Annotated in this window: 16 protein-coding genes; all 16 read right to left on the bottom strand. The window is 69.1% G+C overall.

The genetic code is table 11. The annotated features are described in order from the left end of the window. Position 1: 1 nt before the first annotated feature. Entirely contained in the window at positions 2–793 is a 792-nt protein-coding gene (locus ACIQNU_RS02250; protein ID WP_401359904.1) for a peptidoglycan-binding protein, read from the bottom strand. Positions 794–858: 65 nt separating this feature from the next. Continuing rightward, a complete protein-coding gene (locus ACIQNU_RS02255; RefSeq protein WP_401359907.1) occupies positions 859–1,359 on the bottom strand; it encodes a hypothetical protein in 501 nt (166 codons plus the stop codon). A gap of 12 nt (positions 1,360–1,371) precedes the next feature. Next, positions 1,372–4,710 carry a hypothetical protein gene (locus ACIQNU_RS02260; protein WP_401359910.1) on the bottom strand — a complete coding sequence of 1,113 codons (3,339 nt, stop codon included), beginning with the start codon at positions 4,708–4,710 and terminating at the stop codon, positions 1,372–1,374. Further along, positions 4,710–7,760, bottom strand: coding sequence for a phage tail tape measure protein (locus ACIQNU_RS02265; RefSeq protein WP_401359912.1), 3,051 nt, complete (start codon positions 7,758–7,760; stop codon positions 4,710–4,712). The genes ACIQNU_RS02260 and ACIQNU_RS02265 overlap by 1 nt, the downstream gene beginning before the upstream one ends. A gap of 3 nt (positions 7,761–7,763) precedes the next feature. Beyond that, entirely contained in the window at positions 7,764–7,937 is a 174-nt protein-coding gene (locus ACIQNU_RS02270; RefSeq protein WP_401359914.1) for a hypothetical protein, read from the bottom strand. A gap of 29 nt (positions 7,938–7,966) precedes the next feature. Continuing rightward, positions 7,967–8,485 carry a hypothetical protein gene (locus ACIQNU_RS02275; protein ID WP_401359916.1) on the bottom strand — a complete coding sequence of 173 codons (519 nt, stop codon included), beginning with the start codon at positions 8,483–8,485 and terminating at the stop codon, positions 7,967–7,969. Continuing rightward, a complete protein-coding gene (locus ACIQNU_RS02280) occupies positions 8,485–8,958 on the bottom strand; it encodes a phage tail tube protein (protein WP_401359919.1) in 474 nt (157 codons plus the stop codon). Before ACIQNU_RS02280 ends, ACIQNU_RS02275 begins: the two co-directional genes overlap by 1 nt. 9 nt (positions 8,959–8,967) lie before the next feature. Further along, complete coding sequence (locus tag ACIQNU_RS02285; RefSeq protein WP_401359921.1) at positions 8,968–9,402, bottom strand: minor capsid protein; 435 nt, start codon at positions 9,400–9,402, stop codon at positions 8,968–8,970. After that, positions 9,399–9,749 carry a hypothetical protein gene (locus ACIQNU_RS02290; protein WP_401359924.1) on the bottom strand — a complete coding sequence of 117 codons (351 nt, stop codon included), beginning with the start codon at positions 9,747–9,749 and terminating at the stop codon, positions 9,399–9,401. Before ACIQNU_RS02290 ends, ACIQNU_RS02285 begins: the two co-directional genes overlap by 4 nt. A gap of 9 nt (positions 9,750–9,758) precedes the next feature. Beyond that, entirely contained in the window at positions 9,759–10,079 is a 321-nt protein-coding gene (locus ACIQNU_RS02295; protein ID WP_401359926.1) for a hypothetical protein, read from the bottom strand. After that, complete coding sequence (locus tag ACIQNU_RS02300; RefSeq protein WP_401359928.1) at positions 10,073–10,765, bottom strand: hypothetical protein; 693 nt, start codon at positions 10,763–10,765, stop codon at positions 10,073–10,075. The genes ACIQNU_RS02295 and ACIQNU_RS02300 overlap by 7 nt, the downstream gene beginning before the upstream one ends. Positions 10,766–10,769: 4 nt before the next feature. Beyond that, complete coding sequence (locus ACIQNU_RS02305) at positions 10,770–14,126, bottom strand: hypothetical protein (RefSeq protein WP_401359930.1); 3,357 nt, start codon at positions 14,124–14,126, stop codon at positions 10,770–10,772. A gap of 16 nt (positions 14,127–14,142) precedes the next feature. Next, positions 14,143–14,598 carry a hypothetical protein gene (locus ACIQNU_RS02310; protein ID WP_401359932.1) on the bottom strand — a complete coding sequence of 152 codons (456 nt, stop codon included), beginning with the start codon at positions 14,596–14,598 and terminating at the stop codon, positions 14,143–14,145. A gap of 10 nt (positions 14,599–14,608) precedes the next feature. Next, a complete protein-coding gene (locus ACIQNU_RS02315; RefSeq protein ID WP_401359935.1) occupies positions 14,609–15,118 on the bottom strand; it encodes a hypothetical protein in 510 nt (169 codons plus the stop codon). Positions 15,119–15,133: 15 nt separating this feature from the next. Further along, complete coding sequence (locus tag ACIQNU_RS02320; RefSeq protein WP_401359938.1) at positions 15,134–15,700, bottom strand: hypothetical protein; 567 nt, start codon at positions 15,698–15,700, stop codon at positions 15,134–15,136. Further along, on the bottom strand, positions 15,697–16,116 hold the full coding sequence (locus ACIQNU_RS02325; protein ID WP_401359940.1) for a hypothetical protein: 420 nt from the start codon (positions 16,114–16,116) through the stop codon (positions 15,697–15,699). Before ACIQNU_RS02325 ends, ACIQNU_RS02320 begins: the two co-directional genes overlap by 4 nt. Position 16,117: the final 1 nt, after the last annotated feature.

Here is a 16,117-nt window from a genome sequence, read left to right on the forward strand (position 1 = left end):
GTTAGGTGTTGGGGACCCGGAGCTTGGTCCAGGTGGTGGGTCCGGGCGGCCACTTCGCCGCGGTGCCGGTGTAGCCGCATTTGCGCTGCCAGGCTTCGTAGGACGCCTTGTCGCCGGAGCCGATGACGTCGGGGTTCTTGGTCGACTGGTATCGCCCGCACCCGACGGCGATCAGCCGCTTCCGCATCGCCAGCACGATCGGGGACTTGCGGCCCATGGCGAACCAACTGGCGCCCGGGAAGGGCTCGTACTGGGGCTTCGTGGGCGGCTTGACGGGCGGGATGCCGCCATCAGGCCGGGGGGCACCCTTCTGGACCCAGGCGTACAGCGGGCCGCCGGGGCAGGCGGTGGCGTACCCGTCGCGGTGGCCCTTGATCTCGTCGCCCGCGCCGTGCTTGCGGAGCAGCTCGATGCCGTCGCGGATCGCCGACAGCATCGCGTCGGTCGGCTGGGTCAAACCCTCGCTGCCGACCAGCCCGCAGATGGCGTAATGCGCCCGGTTGAGGTCCTGGTTGCCGTTGGCGCCCGTGCGCCTCCCGATGCCACGGCCCTCGAAGAGGTAACCATGCGGACACGCCAGGTAGTTGTAGGCGATGTCCGAGTAGTTCTCCCTCTTGTTCGCCAGGTGGGAGGCGCGGATGGCTCTGACCTCGGCAACGCAGGCGTCGTGGTCCTTGAGCAGCTTGGTGCTGACCGGGGTGCCCTCGTAGTGGACCTTGACGCCTTTGGTGGACGTCTGGGTGGGTGCGGCCGATGCGGGCCAGCCGAGGGTTTTGCGGGTAACGAGCTTCACGAGCGGGCCTCCAGACATGACAGAGCCCCGGGCCGGGCGGCTCCGGGGCGGGGTGGATGGTGCGGTCAGGACGCAGTCTCGTACTGGCCATTCAGGCGGATCGCATGCGCATTCGCCCACGTCCACGGGGTCACCGCGTCAATCAAGCCGCTGCTGTTGTTGGCGGTGTTGTTGTAGTTCCGGCCGGACGTCTCGATCTCCATCGTTGTCACCGTTGTGATCCGCCCACGCACAGGCATCCGCTCCGCCGCCGCCGACCCCTGGATCTCACCCATCCCGACGGTCAGCATCAGAGTCGCCGCAGGAACCGGAAGGCTGACGCGCCAGTTGTCGGACGTTCCGCCACCGCCGAAGTTGGTTGTGCTGCCGAACGTGATCTCCAGCCGGAAGAAGCAGGTGAGCGCGGATTGCGCCCAGCGCGCAGTAATCGTCGCGTTCCCGAAACTGGGCATGTTCGCGCCCGTGTTGGTGGTCCACACCGGTGTCCAGTCCGCCCAGGTCGGCGACAACTGCGCCAGACGTCCCTGCGTCATGATCATGCCGGGCTGCCACGGCTCGTACGCCATACCGCCCCCTCTCTACAGGGCCACCACGGCAGGCAGCGCGACGCGCACCTCCGCGCCGGCAGCTTGCGACTTGGACACTCCGTTGACCGCGCGCTGCACGGTCATCGCCTGCGGGGTCACGATCACGAACTCGTCGAACAACAACGACGGACTCACGTTGGTGTTCCCAGCGAACGCGGACGCGGTGAGCCCCACCAGTCCGCTGGCGATCGGCGTCGTCACCACGGTCTCCGACGTGTGCCACACCGACGGCTCCAGCGCGCCGACCGGCCACACCCGGATCTGCACCAGATGCCCCGTCAACCGCACCCGCACCTCGAACTCGTCGCCGGGCGTGTACGAGTACGGGAGCTGCGGAGTCGCTCCGACCTGCGTCGTATCCCGGGCGACGGACACGTACATCTCGCCTGCGGGTGCGAAATGCACCCTGGCCCGGTAGTAGGTCGACGCGTCCACATACCGCAGCAGCACGCTGGGGATGAGCGGCGCGCCCGTGGCCACCGCCGACGCCGACACCCGGCATCGCACCTCGCAGTCCCCGACCGCGCCCGGCACCGTCTGGAACCGCACCGTCGGCGGTGTCGACGGCAGGGCCACGACACCGCGAGCACCGTTCACAGACCGGTCCGACGTCGCCCCGCCCACCAGCGACCACGCCTGCCCGCCGGTTGACGTACCCCAGCCGCCAGCGCCCACCGTTCGGTTGAACGCGTCATGGGCCCATGGCCGGTTCGCGGTGACCCGTACGACCTCACCACCGAGCCGGGCGTCGAGCGGGAACTCGCTCGGATACGTCGGCGACGGCCCCAACGAGGTGATCCACGGGGCGGGCCCCATCGCGTCGGCCGCCGGAGTATGCACTGTCAGCGTCGTGTCCCCGGCCGCAGCCGCCGCCTGGAGGACCGTACCGCCCGGGTTCGCATCAACCCGCCCCTGCACCGCATCACCGACCACACCCACCCGGTACGGTCCGGCCGGGGCGCACACGAGATCGATCTCCCACGTACGCGTCCCGATCCGCTCGGTCCAGCCCTGCACCAGAAGATCAAGCGGACCGGGCGGCAGCCACTCCGGCAGATCCGTGATGCGGATCATGTCGCCCTCGACCAGATCGAGAACCGCCGGGATCAGGTTCGGCGCCTTGTGCAGACGGAGCGTGATCGTCGGGTAACGGGCCTCGTCCCAGGTACCGAGGTGCATCAGCCAGTACGCCATCGGCTGGGTCTGCGCGTCCGACCACAGGTTGAGGTCGATGCTGTCGTCGTACCGGCCGATTCCCGCCGGTGGGTCCTGCACGGATAGGGCGCCAGAGGTGAGTTCGGCCCGGCCGCTGCTCCCGCCGGTCCTGGTCACGGTGACGTCGTTGCGGACGCCCATGTCGTCGTCCGTCGGCTCCATCCCCGTGAGTGCCCGCGACCGGTACGACAGCGTCAGGGCTGGCGCCTGGTTGTACTCCGACGCCCTGCCCCTGTAGCGCAGTCCGAGTTGTTCGCGGTCCTCGACGAGGATGCCCCCGTCGGCCTCCGCAGCCTGCTCGACCTGCTCCAGGAGCGTCGCCGGCCGCTGGGGCCCGACCTGGGCCTGATCGGCGATGACCCCGGTGACGAGTATGGGCAGCCCCTCCTCGCCGCTCAGGCGCCGCATCCGGGTGCCAGCGGTCTCCCCGTTGAATGCCTGGTCGGCCGAGTTGAAGGGCGCGTCTGTCTCACGGTTGAAGACGGCCAGATGTCCGAAGCGCAGCCCGTCGAGGCCCGTGCCGAAGCTGGACCGGACGTCGGTGACATACCCAGGCACGGCCGTGATTGTTGAGGTGGCGCCGAAGCCCGTGCCGCCGATGACAATCCAGCGGATCGCGTACACAACCGTGGTGCCCGCAGGGACCGCCTTGATCTGTAGGCGGGTCCAGCCTCCGGTGAACTGAGGGGCGGTCACAAACGTATTGAACACCTGCACGTCGTCGGCATCCAGGCCATCGAGTTGGACGCTGCCGGTGGCCACGCGGAGGCGGACACGGCGCGCGGTGCCCGTCGTCCGCACCTCCAAGAGGACCGCCTGGGCAACAGGCATGGTGTCGAGGTTGTAGACCAGCTCCACCTGCCACGGTCCGGGAGGCGTGGGCGGGACAGGCGCCACGAAGGACGCGCCGACCTGCACCACGGGAAGCGGCGACGAGCCAGGCAAGGTGTCGTCCGCCGCCCAGGCGAAATTCGACGCGGCCAACACCTTCACCCCAGGGATGGGGCTGTACGCCTGCGTCGCCTCCGAGCCCTCCTCCATGGGCCAGTACGCGACTGGGTTGTACGCGGGGATCCTGCGGCGCAACGTCGAGGAGAGGAGCTTCTTCCCCTGGTTGAGGCGCCGCAGGATCCCCGCGCCTTCGCCCTCGACGGTGATGAGCTTGCCGCCGCCGCTCCAGCGGGGCGGCCAGTCGGAGTATTCGCCGTAGAAACGGGTCCGTTTGTTGCTGATGGCGGCGCCGCCGGACAGGGTCCAGGTGAGGCCCGTGGTGTCCACGAAGCTGGGGGCGCCGATGGCCGGGGTGGTGAAGTCGACGCTGGCAACGACGGTGCCGCCGATGCCGTTGCGGAGTTGGGCCGCGTACACGCTGCCCGACGGCGCCGTGTACTCCAGAGCCTCGATGTCGCCGACGGTCAGCGGTGCGGTTGACGCGTAGATCGCACCAGTGGGCATGGTGACCGTGGTGCCGAGCTGCACCCACGTGCCGTTGATCGACGGCGCTGTGTAGAACGTCGTGGTCCCGGTCGTGTTGTCGCGCGTCACCCGCAGCGCGAGTCGCCCGGAAGGTGGGACCGGCACCGGGGCTGTGGACACAGATGGCCCGACGGCGTTGCCGTCTGTGGAAACACGCAGACTGAGGCCGCCAGTGGCGCTGATGGACAGTTGCCAGGAGCGCTGGTTGCCGGTCGGCATGTACTTGCCGAACAGCTCGACCTCGGTCCCGATCTGCCAGTTGAGGAGGGCTACCTCGACCCTGGCGTCCAGAGCCCCGGCGATGTTGAGGGCGCTGCTGCTCGGGGTTGTTGCCCGCGCGTTGGGGGACTCATCGGGCAGAAGTAGCCGCTGCTGGCCCGCTCTGACGGACACGCGCATCGGCGTATTCCTGCCGATCAGCCCGTAGTACGGCGAGCGTGGGTTCCGGGGCGAGAATAGGCCGTTGGGCGACTTGAGAGTGAGGGAGCAGGAGGCCGGGTCGACCGCCTGCCCCTCGCCCGAACGCCCGCGCCTGTGCGTGATGACGTCACGCGTCAGCGCGTACTCGGTGACATCCGTCCACACGCCACCGATCTGAAACTCCGTCGTCGCACCCAGCGCATCCTCGGGAAACGCCATCAGGCCCTCCTTCCTGTTAGCGCCAGCTCCACGTCGCCGCCCGACTTGGTGCGGACCCCGCGGCGCATCCGCTCGATCAAGTAGTCGTCCTCGGCCCTGCCGGACGACCGCAGCTCCAACACCACGCGTTGCCCCGCCGCGCCCCGCCGCGCGCTGGCCGCCCATCCCGTTTCGCCGGGACGCGGAGTCGACACCAGCGACTCCATCGACCGGTTGACCGCGCCGCGTCCGGACTCGATGCCCTGCCGCAGGCCCTCCGCGGTGTAGGCACCCACCTGCGCCATCACCTTCGACGGGCTCTTGATGCCGAGGGCCTTCTTGATCGCCTTGGACATACTCTTAGCGATCTTTTCCATCTGCCGCTCGATCGCCGATTGCTGGGACTTCAGACCCTTGACGAGGCCCTGAGCGGCGGCGATTCCGGCCCCGTACATCGCGTTGCCCGCAGTGGTCCCGGCGTTGCCGGCCGCCGTGACGAGCGCGGCCTGCTCCTTGTTGATCTGCTTGATCTGACCGGGTGTCGCGTTCGCGAGCGCTGCGGCAGCTGCGGAGCCCTGCTCGACTCCGGCCTGTGCGATCTGCGCGATCAGATCCGAGCGCACGCCCTTCTTCCGCAGTTGCGCGAGATCCTTCGCGAACTTCTCGGCGGCGGCCCGATCAGACTTGAGCCCGGCGAGGATGGACTCGGCGGTCTGTGGCCACCCGCCGGTGTCCTGGGTCGTGATGTTCGCCGAGTCGAGGACGCCCTTCTTCACGTCCGCGGCGACCTTGTCTCGGGCCTTGATCAGGTCGGCGAGCTTCTTCGATGCGGTCTTCAGCCGCCCGGCGAGCTTCTCCTCCTGACTGGCCAGCTTCTGGAGCTTCTTCGAGTCGGCGCCGATTCGGGCGAGTGCGTTGGACCTCTTCTTGCCCGGCTTGAGGCTGTCGCGGACGATGTCAGCGAGCTTGGTCGCAGCGCTCTTGACCTGCTTCGAAGAGCCGGTGAGGCCGTCGACCAAGCCCCTCGCGATCCAACGGCCCTGCGCCTTGGTCACCTTGGACGGGCTCGCGATCCCAAGGGCCTTCGCGATCGGTGCCGGGATCGAAGCCTTGGCCCACGAGATGAGCTGGGACTTGATCCAGCCGCCCATCGACTGGATGCCGCTCCACAGGCCCTGGACGACGTTCCGGCCCTTGTCGTACAGGAGACTGCCGAGGGATCCGATGCCGCGTCCGATCGCCCCGGGGAAGCCGCGCACCCACGAGAGGAGTGCGTTCCCCTTGGAGATGGCACCGTCCTTCATGGAATTCCAGTGCTTGATCATTAGGCCGATGGGGGTGAAGTTGAGGAACGCTTGATAGATCCAGCCCGGAACTTTTTTCAACCATCCGATGATGGCATTCCATGCGGTCGTCGCACCGGACTTGATCTTGTCCCAATGCTTAATGATCAGGCCGGGCAGAGTCCAGTTGAGGAAAAATTGCCAGATGGCATTTCCGACCCACTTGATTTTTCCCCAGACCCAATCCCAAGCCGCCAGTGTCCACGCCTTGATCTTGTCCCAGTTCTGCCACACGATCAGCGCGATAGCGGCAATCGTAAGAATCACCCAGCCGACCGGGCCTAGTGCCATAAACCACGCTGCCGCCATCCGCCCGCCAGCAATCAGCGACTGGACGCCCAGAGTGATCAGAACGGGAATCAGAACCCCTGCGATCACGCCCGCGACCACCATGACTTCACCCTTGTGCTCGCTCAGGAAGGCCGCGAATTTCTGGAAAGCGGGGATGACCTGAGTGCCCAAGAAGTCGACGAGCTTCTGCATCGCCTGGCGCTTGAATTGTTCGACGGCGACGCCAGCGTTGTCGCGGAGAGCGTTGCCCATCTTGTCGGCCGCGCCGCCGACCTTGCCCAGGTCACCGGCCGCCTTCGACGGATCCAGTGCGAAGAGCGCCTGCCCGAGGTCCTCAGCCTTCGTACCGAATAGGCCAACGGCGGCGGCGTTCCGCTTCACCGGGTCATCGATGCCGCGCAGCTTGTCGAGGACCACCTGTAGGCCGTCGGACGCATCCGTGCCACCCTTCGAGATCTGGGCGGTCATCTTCTCGGCATTCAAGCCTAGAGCGGCGAATCCATCGGCGGACGCCTTGCTGCCGTCGGTGGCGCGGATCTGGAATTCCTTGATGGCGTCCGCGACGACATCCGTGTCACGCGCGCCCGCCTGCATACCCTGGCTCAGGAGCCCCGTTGCCTGCTGTGCGGACAATCCCATCGACCGGAAAATGGTCGAGTACTCGTTGAAAGTGTCGGCCAGGTCGTCAGCACGTGGACCCATGGCCTGCATGCCCTTGGTCATGATGTCGAGCGCGACCTGAGCATTCGGCGCCAAGCCGTTTTTCATGATCTGCCCGACGGCATTCGCCGACTGCCCGAGATCCAATTCGAATGTGGACGAAAGGTCGGACACCTTTGCCGCGATCGATTCGATCTGAGCATTCGTCGCATCCGGCGGCAGCAGACCGGCACGCATCGTCGCCGAAATCACATCGGCCGCGCCCTGGAAATCCTGCGTCACCGCATTCGCGTAAAGCTGCCCCGCGATCTTCCCGTACCGCTGTGCCTCCGCCGGGGTCTGTCCGAGCTGCGCCGCGAGCTTGCCCGTGATCTGGCCCTGCTCCAGCGCCTGCGTGATGCCGTCCATCAGGACCGCGCCCGCCGCGATACCGATTCCGGCCGCCGCCATCTTCAGCTTGCTCAGCCCGGACTCGCCCGCCGCAGCCGCGTCGCCGGCACCTGCGGTCGTACCGTCCGTCAGACCGTCACCGACAGCGTCACCAGAACGCCGCCCAGCAGCCACGAACTGTCCCCGCGCGTTGCGGAGTCGCCCGTCCGCGCCGCGCACGACACCGTCACCGAGCCGCTGCCCGGCGGTCTGCCCTGAGTCGTCAGCGTCGGAGCCCATACGGCGGCCCGACGCCCGGAGCGCCCCCTCCGCGCGGCGCAGTGCCGGCGTGACGGCCCGGTCGTCGATCGTGATGAATCCGGTCAGCTCGCCGACGGTCAGCGCCACGGCTCACCTCCTGGGGGTGCGGGGTGTTTCGGGAGGTGGTGAGAAGTGCTGCGCGATACGTGACTCAGTGGAGAGGAGGCCGAGGATGCGTACCTGGAGCCAGCGCCACGACCGCTCGCGCAGGACACCGGACTCGACGTCGATGCCGTACGCCTGGTGCAGGTCGGCCTCGATCAAGGGCCACTGCTCCAGGAACCGGTCCCAACTCAGGTCGGGCGCTGACCCCCGCGACGCCTTCGGGGCTTTGAGGCCGCCCTCGTACCACTCGTAGAGGCCGGTCCGCTCGTCGTATTCGCCGCAGCCGACGCCGAGGAGCCGCGCTGTGCCTGGCGACGCTGCTCCCGGTTCCGTGCTTTTCCCGGGTGTTGGCCCGTGGCCCAGTACTGCTGCGCGGTCTCGGAGTCCGTCGTCACCCAGAACATGACCGTAAGGGCGACGTGTTTGAACATCGACCACGAGACCTCGGCCCGCAGCGGCTCGTACGCCGCGCCGAGGCACAGCCGGTACAGGTCGATCTCCCCCTCGTCGTCGAGGACCTTGCCCTCCGGCGCGGCGCCGCCGGCAGCGAGCCGGGCTGCGAGTGAGGTGATGCGCTCGATCTTGATGCCGTCCTCGGCGGACGGGTCCTCGATGTGGTAGATCCGCTCGACACCATCCCGGCCGCGGACCGGGAGTTCGAGTCCGTCGCCGAGGAAGTCATCGAGCGCCTGGAAGTCGGCGGCCATCAGGCGAGGGGGTTCGTGATCGGGACCAGCGGGCCGGATCCGGTGAGGGTCATCTCGACCTGGTCCAGCGCGGTGTACTCGCCGCCCGACGGGGCCCACGTGACGAGGGCGGTGCCTTCGTATGCCTCGGGGAGGCCGTTGCGGTCCATGTAGCGGACGTGCACCTCGGAGGCGCTACCGAACGCGAACGCGGCGGCGCGGAACACCTCGTGGGTGGGGTGGTACACCTTGACCTGGTCGTTGATCTTCCGGTTGATCGTCACCCCCAGCTCCCAGGACTGGCCCGTCTTGGTGTTCTCGGCCCAGCCGTCGCTGTCGTAGCTGGAGCTGTCCTCGATGTTCGGCTCGGCCGCCGGACTGAAGTCGGTGATACCGACCACGTTCTGCCAGTCCGAGCCATCCTTGGCCGGGGCCACGTCGATCTCCAGCCGCCACCTGCGGGCGAGAGCAGTCGTGGGCGTGGGAGTGGACATACGGTCCTCCTAATCGATCAGGTGAGAGCCGGGCCGAGTGGTCCGGAAGTAGAAATTCGAGGTCAGCTCCATGCGCCCGTGCGCGTCCTGCCCGATCCACGCCTGCGACTGCCGCCACGACAGCGCGACGTGGATGCCGCCGAGTTCGTAGTGCTGGCGGTTGTGCAGCGCGTCCCAAAGAGCGTCCGCCATGTCGTCGATCGCGTCCGGATCTCGGCCCGCGCGCATGCGGATCTGGACGCCGGTGATCGCGTCCGTCAGGTCGGTGTCCTCGACCGGATACGCGGTCAGGCCGATCGCCCGGTCCGGTTGATCGGGCATCACCGCGCGGAAGATGCCGGTCTCGCCGTCACCGATCGCGCCACCCGGCCGGAACACACCGACGCCGGCCTCAGCGAGGAGACCGGCGATCCCGTCCAAGAGGCTGCTGGTGTAGCCGCTCACCGCAGGGCCCGCCTCACCTGCGCGGCGATGAGGGCAAGGACTTCCGTACGGGACGCGTTGAGTGGCCTCTCCAGGTACTTCGCCGTCCGGCCCGGCGCGTGCCGGTATGACAGCTCTTCGTGCTGCCGCACGGCGTACGGAGTGTCGTAGGACACCGCCGCGGTCAGCGACGGCGGATCTACGCTCGCCGTTCCGGACCGCTGGAGCGCGGCCTCATCGATCGGGACAACTGCCTGCGACTGGGTGAGGACGTGCTCGGCGGCGAGGTACAGTCCGCGGGCCGCAGCGGCGTGGATCTCCCGCGCCACCGGAGCCCCGTTGAAGGTGAGCCGGAAGCGCGGCGCCATGACGACCTCCTACTGGAGAAAGACCTGCGTGTTGCTCGGCACCGCCAAGGCGCCGCCGTCTACCCGGCCGACCGCGATGGCCTTCGTGATCCGGCCGTCCGGCAGCGTCACGCGCGAGTTCAACGGCGGCCGGTGGCCGGGCCTGGTGATGTACGAGGAGCTGGAGGCGACCTCCTGGCCACCGGGTGTCGTGACCTGCTGGGTGCGCTCGTCAAGCAGGCACCGCACGATCTCGGGCGCCCCGTACCGGTCGCCTTTACTCGACGATCCGAGGTACGCCTCGACGGTGACGCGGTGCCGGAGCAGGAACCCGGGGACCTGTCTCACCATCGCCCGCCCCCTGACCATCCGGAACCAACCACCCCGAGCCGGAACAGACACGAGTCGAGCCTGCCCAGGGCGGCAGCGGCGCGAGGTGGGAGTGTTCCGGCTGCGATCGGCGTCGCCGCCGTACTACCCGAGCTGCGTGACAGGGACACGGGTCCGGCCGACACGCTGTCCCAGCCGCCGTCAGCACCGATCGGATCGCCGGTTTCGCCCCACCACTCGACGATCGCGCACACCGCCTCCGCGAACGCTGCCTCGACCGCAGGATGCGTGGGCAGGCCCTGGTCGTCGGTGTCGTACACCGCCGTCTTCAGCGCGTCGTCCAGGGCCCTGGACGCGTCATCCAAAAGCTTGGGCGAATCCAGGGGCGGCGCTGCGTGCAGGTACTCGGCGAGCTGCGTCGTCGTCGCGTACGAACGGCCCGACCTGGTGATTGCCGGGGCCGGGGCGACGGACACGACCTCGTGCTCGACACTCGCGCCGGTCCCGGTCACCGTCCACGACAGTCGCCACAGGCCCGCCGCGGTGTAGGTCACCGGCGCCGTCCACGTCGCACCGTCATCGTCGGTGGCGACGACCGGCACGGTGGCCGTGCCATCCGGCGCCGTCACCGTCAGGGTGGCCCCGGTCGTGCCGTCGTACGGTGAAACCGTCAGCGTTGCGGTCACCTGATCGCCCACATCGGGCATGCCGTCACCCTCCCGTCGTAGAGAACGTATTGAGTGCAGGCCCTGCGGTGCTTGCGGACAGCCGCGGGCCTACCGCCGCCGGGGTCAGCACCGGGCCGTGAGTCGCCGCGGTGAGCCGGTCGGCCGGTCGCTGCCGCTCAGGTGGCACAGCGCGCGCGGTGTCGGAGCAGCGTGCGGTACGGATGAGGCGGGTCTGGAACGGTTGCCGCACCGGCCCGGCCGTCACGGCGCAGCGCGCAGCTCCGATGCCGACGACGTGCCCAGCAGTGAGCAGTACCGCCCGTGCCGTCTGCCTCGCGGCTCCGAGACGGAGGATCCGGCCCGGATGCATGGGTGTGGCGGCGGTGGCCTGCCGGGCTGTCCCGAGCCGAGCGGAGGACCGACCGGCCAGCGATGCTGCGATCTCTCCCAGCCGCGCGGTATCGAGGCGGGCCGTACGTGCCTGCCCCATGACGGTGGCCGCGTCCGACTCCCGCGCGGCGGCGACGTCGACTCCCCGTCGGACTCGGGCTGGCCACGTGGCCTCGGCCTCCAGGGCGGGGCCGAGGTGGACCAGTTTGCCGACCGAGAGCGGGTGACTGGCTTCAGCCGCCGGTGCGACTGTGACGTTGAGGGTGCTGGAGCCGACGACCGGCAGTGCGGTGTCGTTGCTGCCTGCTACGCCGAGCTGGGCTCGTCGTACGAGTAGCACGGTGAGGGCGTCGGTGGTTTCGTGTGCCGCGCCGATGACGACCGTGCGGCTCGTCACCAGCGTCCTCGCGGACTCGGTGGTTCGTGTCGTGCCGACGGCCTTGCGCTTCCCGCTGACGAGCGCCCATCCGGCGGCCCGTACCCGTGCCGCGCCCAGGACCAGCGCGCCCGACACCATGAGCGCCCGTGCATCGGCAGCCTCAACCGCAGCCCCAAGCCGCACCGTTCGAGCTGTGGCCACGGCCAGAGCGCGTGTCGACTCCACGGACGTCGTGACGGGGATCAGCCTGTGCGCCGACAGCGGCTGCGCGGAGCCGATAACTGCACTGACGCCGACGGTCGCCGTCTTGTGCCCCCGCAGGGAGGAGCCGCGCTCGACTGCCGGTGCTGCCCCGAGCGTGAGGGCCTTGCGTGCCGTGACCGGACCCGCGTCGCTGGTCTCGTGGGCGGCCCCGATGAGGACGGCGCCCGAGACAGTGAGGTCTCGTGCCGTGTCGACGGTGGCCGCAGTCCCGAGGCGAATCCGGCGGGCCGCTGTGACCGAGTGCGCCGCCTCGGAGGTGTCCGCTGGGGCGAGGGGGGTGAGGCGCCCGGCCTGGATTGGCCGGGCGCCGTCCGCCACCCGTGCCGCGCCGAGACGCAGCGCCCTACCCGCCGCCAGGGGGAAGGTCTGTGTGTCCTCACGAGCCGTGCCCGCGTGGAACGTGCGCGCATGCTTGACCGTCTGCGGATGGTCGCTGGTACGTCCTGTGCTGACGTGGATCGTGCGCGTGTGACCGACGGAGTGAGCGCGGGTGCGCGCGGGTGCCGCGGCGATGTGTGCGGTGCGAGCGTGACCGATCGGCCGGGTGGTGCCGGTCTCGACCGCCATACCGAGCGGGATCACGGTCGTCGTGGGCGCCGCGTTGAAGGAGGCGTACTCCGCGAAGTCCGGTGTCCCGCCGTCGCGGTGGGCGATGAGCTGGACCTGAAGCGTGCCGTCCGACACCCATCCGGGGGAGACGGACGTGCGCCGTGTTGTCCACGTGACGCCGTCCGGGGAGGTCTCCCACAGGAGCGAACCGCCGGACTCGCGGATCCTCACCCACGCGTGCGCGACCGGGTCGTACGGGATCGCGAGATAGTCCGGGTCGAAGTAGCCGACACGCGACGACATCGCCAGCGTGCCGGCGATCCCGTTGTACTCGATTACCGCGTCCGTACCAGCGGTCAGCGTGGTGATGAGGACCTGCGACCACGCCTCTGCGACACCGCCGGGCCCGGTGGCCGGGTAGAGCCGACACAACACCTGCGACCCGGTGAGACGGTACGCCTTGCCGGACGCGTAGGCCGCGTAGTCGAGGCCGCACGGCACGCGGGCCCGGCCGCCGGTCTCGGTCACGCCGCCGTACGACTCCGGCCAGCGGGCAGAGTCGACCACACCGTCCGCGAAGTCGTCAGTGAGCTTGCCGGCGAGGATGCCGATCCGCTTGACGGACTTAGCGGAGGACTTCTCCCGAGCAAGGCCGATCTGCACCACCGTTCGCGGCTGGTACTCCACTGTCGCCCACAGCCCGGACACCCTGCGCACCGTGGTCTGCGAGACATCCCCTCGGTACCCGATCTGTGCGCCTGCGAGCCGCGCTCGCGTCCACGCCGTCCCTGTCTGCGGGTCCGTGTAGGAGGTGAGCTGGGGGACGTACGGCATCGCGGCTTTGTGCGTGCGCCACCCGGCGATCGCCACGGACACCGAGGGCGACTCGGCGACGGTCCCGCCGGACTGGCTCTTCAGCCGGTAGACGATGCTCGCCGCGGTGGTCGCGTCGGAGCCGATCCGGCCGCCGACGTGGACCACGCTGATCGTGTCGTCCGCGCCGATGCCCGCCGTTGTCGGTGAGGACACCGCGAACTCGTCCACCGTCGTGGTGCCGGTGGTCGTGCTCTGGTTGTAGGAGGTCGCGTCGTCCGGCGGTGTCTCGCTCACGCGCGTCCAGTTGTTCGCGGCGCCCGCAGTCCCGCCGACCGCCGTTGCCCAGCCGTTCGCGTCACCCGCGCCCGCAGGTCGCAGGTGGACGACGCGGCCAGGGCCCGGGAGTCCGTTCTGGACCGTCCCCGAAGGGTTGTTGACCGCGATGTCGTCGATGTAGATGTCCGCCGTCGCGGTGGTCTGGACTCCGGCTCGCACCCGGGAGTACCCGGTGCTGCCCGCGATCAAAGCCGTGCCGGAGAAGTTGGCGCCGTCAAGGTAGCCGATGACGGCCCGGGTGGTGCCGGTCGCGCCGGACTCGGCCACGTCCAGCTCGATCCGGTACCAGGTGCCCGTGGCGAGGGCTGCCGACGCCGTGCCTACGTCGACGGCGTTGAGGGTGTCGCGCAGTCGCAGTGTGCCCGTGGTCGTGAGCTGCACGGCCACCGGGAAATACCCGCTCTGGCCTACCGCGTAGACCGTGCACGTGGCCGAGGGGAGCGTGGCGATGCGCAGGTACAGCCGGTGGTATGAGCGGCCGTTGACGCCGTTCGGGTCGAGTTGCTGCTCCACGTACGCCGTCGCGGCCGTCGGGTTGGAGCGGAGGGAGGCGCCGCCGCCACGGACCATTGTCGTCGAGATCGACGGCGTGCCCGTGACGGCCAGTACCTCCATCAGGGCCACGGTCGACTGGAGTTCGAACCCGCACGTCCAGAGTCGAGCCACGGCCGCCCCCCTCCCGCTACGGTGCGTTCTCCGCGACCGCGAGGCCCGCCGCGTTGATCTGCGCCGTGATGTCGGTGCCGTCCGGGGTGACAGCGAAGTCGTGGACGCTGAGAGGGATCAGTGCCCCATCTCCGCTACTGCCAGTCGGGTCGAACGCGATGACGAGCTTCCCGGTAGCCGACCCGGCCGCCGACGTCCACGTCACATCGTTCGCGTCGAGGCTCGCGGTGTTCGCGGTGTTGTTGACCGTGGCCGTGACACCCGACAGGGTCTTGCGGCCCATCGTGGTCTGCTCCGTCGCGACCGCGAGGATCGCCGTCACCGTCGCCGCGTCCTGGAGCTGATCGTCCGTCCCCAGCCCCGCCGCCGAGAGGACGATCGCGACCAGCTTCGCGCCGCCCGTCCCCGCCTGCGCCACCGCGCCGTAGTGGACGAAGCGGCCCTTGCTGATGTTGCTCACCAGGTCAGCCATGCCCGCCCCCTCACGCGCTCGCGCCGACGATGACGATGTCGTAGCTCACGCTCGACCCCGCGCCGGAGTTGGCGACCTTCAGCAGGTCGCCCGTGGACGCCGTCACGCCGTACGCCGTCGCGTCCGCCTGCCCGGCAAGGGCACCCACGGCCGCCCCGGGCCGCAGCGTGAGCGTTCCGGTCGAATTGAGGAGCGTCGTCCACGTGTTGCTGGCTGCGCCACCCACGACGACGTTGTTCGTGTTGCCCACGGCCGCCGAGATGAACAGGCCCTTGACCCGCAGGAACGTGATGGCCGCCCCGAACGCATCGAGGAGCACACCGGCCAGGTCGAGGTCCTCGGTCGCCGACGCGGCGAGCGTACGGCGGGCCTGATAGACCCGGTCGGCCTTGCCCGCGCCCGTACCGGAGGCGAGTGTCACCGCTCGGGACAGGCCAGCAGGAACCCGACCCGTGCCGAGCCCGGCGGTCTGAGACAGCTCCGCGAACGCGCTGATCGCGAGCGTGCTGGAAAGAGGCATCTGCTCTACCTCCGATCAGGTCGCGATGACGAGCGGCACGGCCCGCTTGAAGGCGGGCGTGGCGATCGTTGCCGGGGCCGTGGCGCCGATGCCGGAGCCGGACGTCTGCGCGAGGTTGCCCTCGCCGGTGAGGAACGGCTTCGCGCCGGTCGAGCCGATCAGGGTGGGGACGGTCGACGCGGCCACCGCGAGCGCCGCGTAGTACACGCCGCTCTTGGTGATTCGTACCGGCGACGCCAGCGCGAACGTCTTCGCCGTGTCCGCCGCCCACGCCTCCGACGTCTTGTCCACCGACTGCGCCAGCAGAGCGCCAGCCGGGTTGTACAGCGCGGCGATCTGGTTGGTCAGCGTGGCACCGGCCGTGCCCGCGCTGATGAACGTCAGGTTGGAGATCAGGTCGCCGTCCTGGAGGTACAGGGCGACGGAGCACATGACGCCGGTCGCCGCTGTGGCGATGTCGTCCAGGCCCGCGCGCGGCAAGTTCGCCCGGTGGAAAACCGCCTCCGGGTCGGGGCGGCCCGAACTGTTGAGGTATCCGAGGTCGTTGCGGGGATTCCCCTTGAATGCGCCGAGGAGCGTCACTGGTCGCCCTCCTTCTTCTGCTCGCTGCGGGCGAGGATGGTCTTGCGGGCCTTACCGTCGCGTTCGGCGGCGATGACGCGGTCGAACTCGGCCAGGTCGGCGGTGTCGTCATTGAGGAGCGAGTCGAGGTAGGCGAGCACGTCGGCCGCGTCGTGCTTAGCCGGGTCGAACGGCTCGACCGGGACGATCGGGTCGCGCTGCGTCGGGACGCCGGTGACGAGTTCCTGCGCACGCTCCTCGTCGGTCAGGCCGTCCGAGACGGCGACGCCGTAGCCGTGCCGTCGGAAGTACTCCAGGGCTGCGCGGCCGGCCTTGTCGTCGTCGGTGACGTATCCGGTGCCCTTGGTGAACTGGACGCCGACCGAGTCGCCGCTGAACGAGCGGACGGGGGCTTCGATCTTGTACTTGTTCGTCATG

Source organism: Streptomyces sp. NPDC091292, from assembly GCF_044757265.1.
GTDB lineage: Bacteria > Actinomycetota > Actinomycetes > Streptomycetales > Streptomycetaceae > Streptomyces.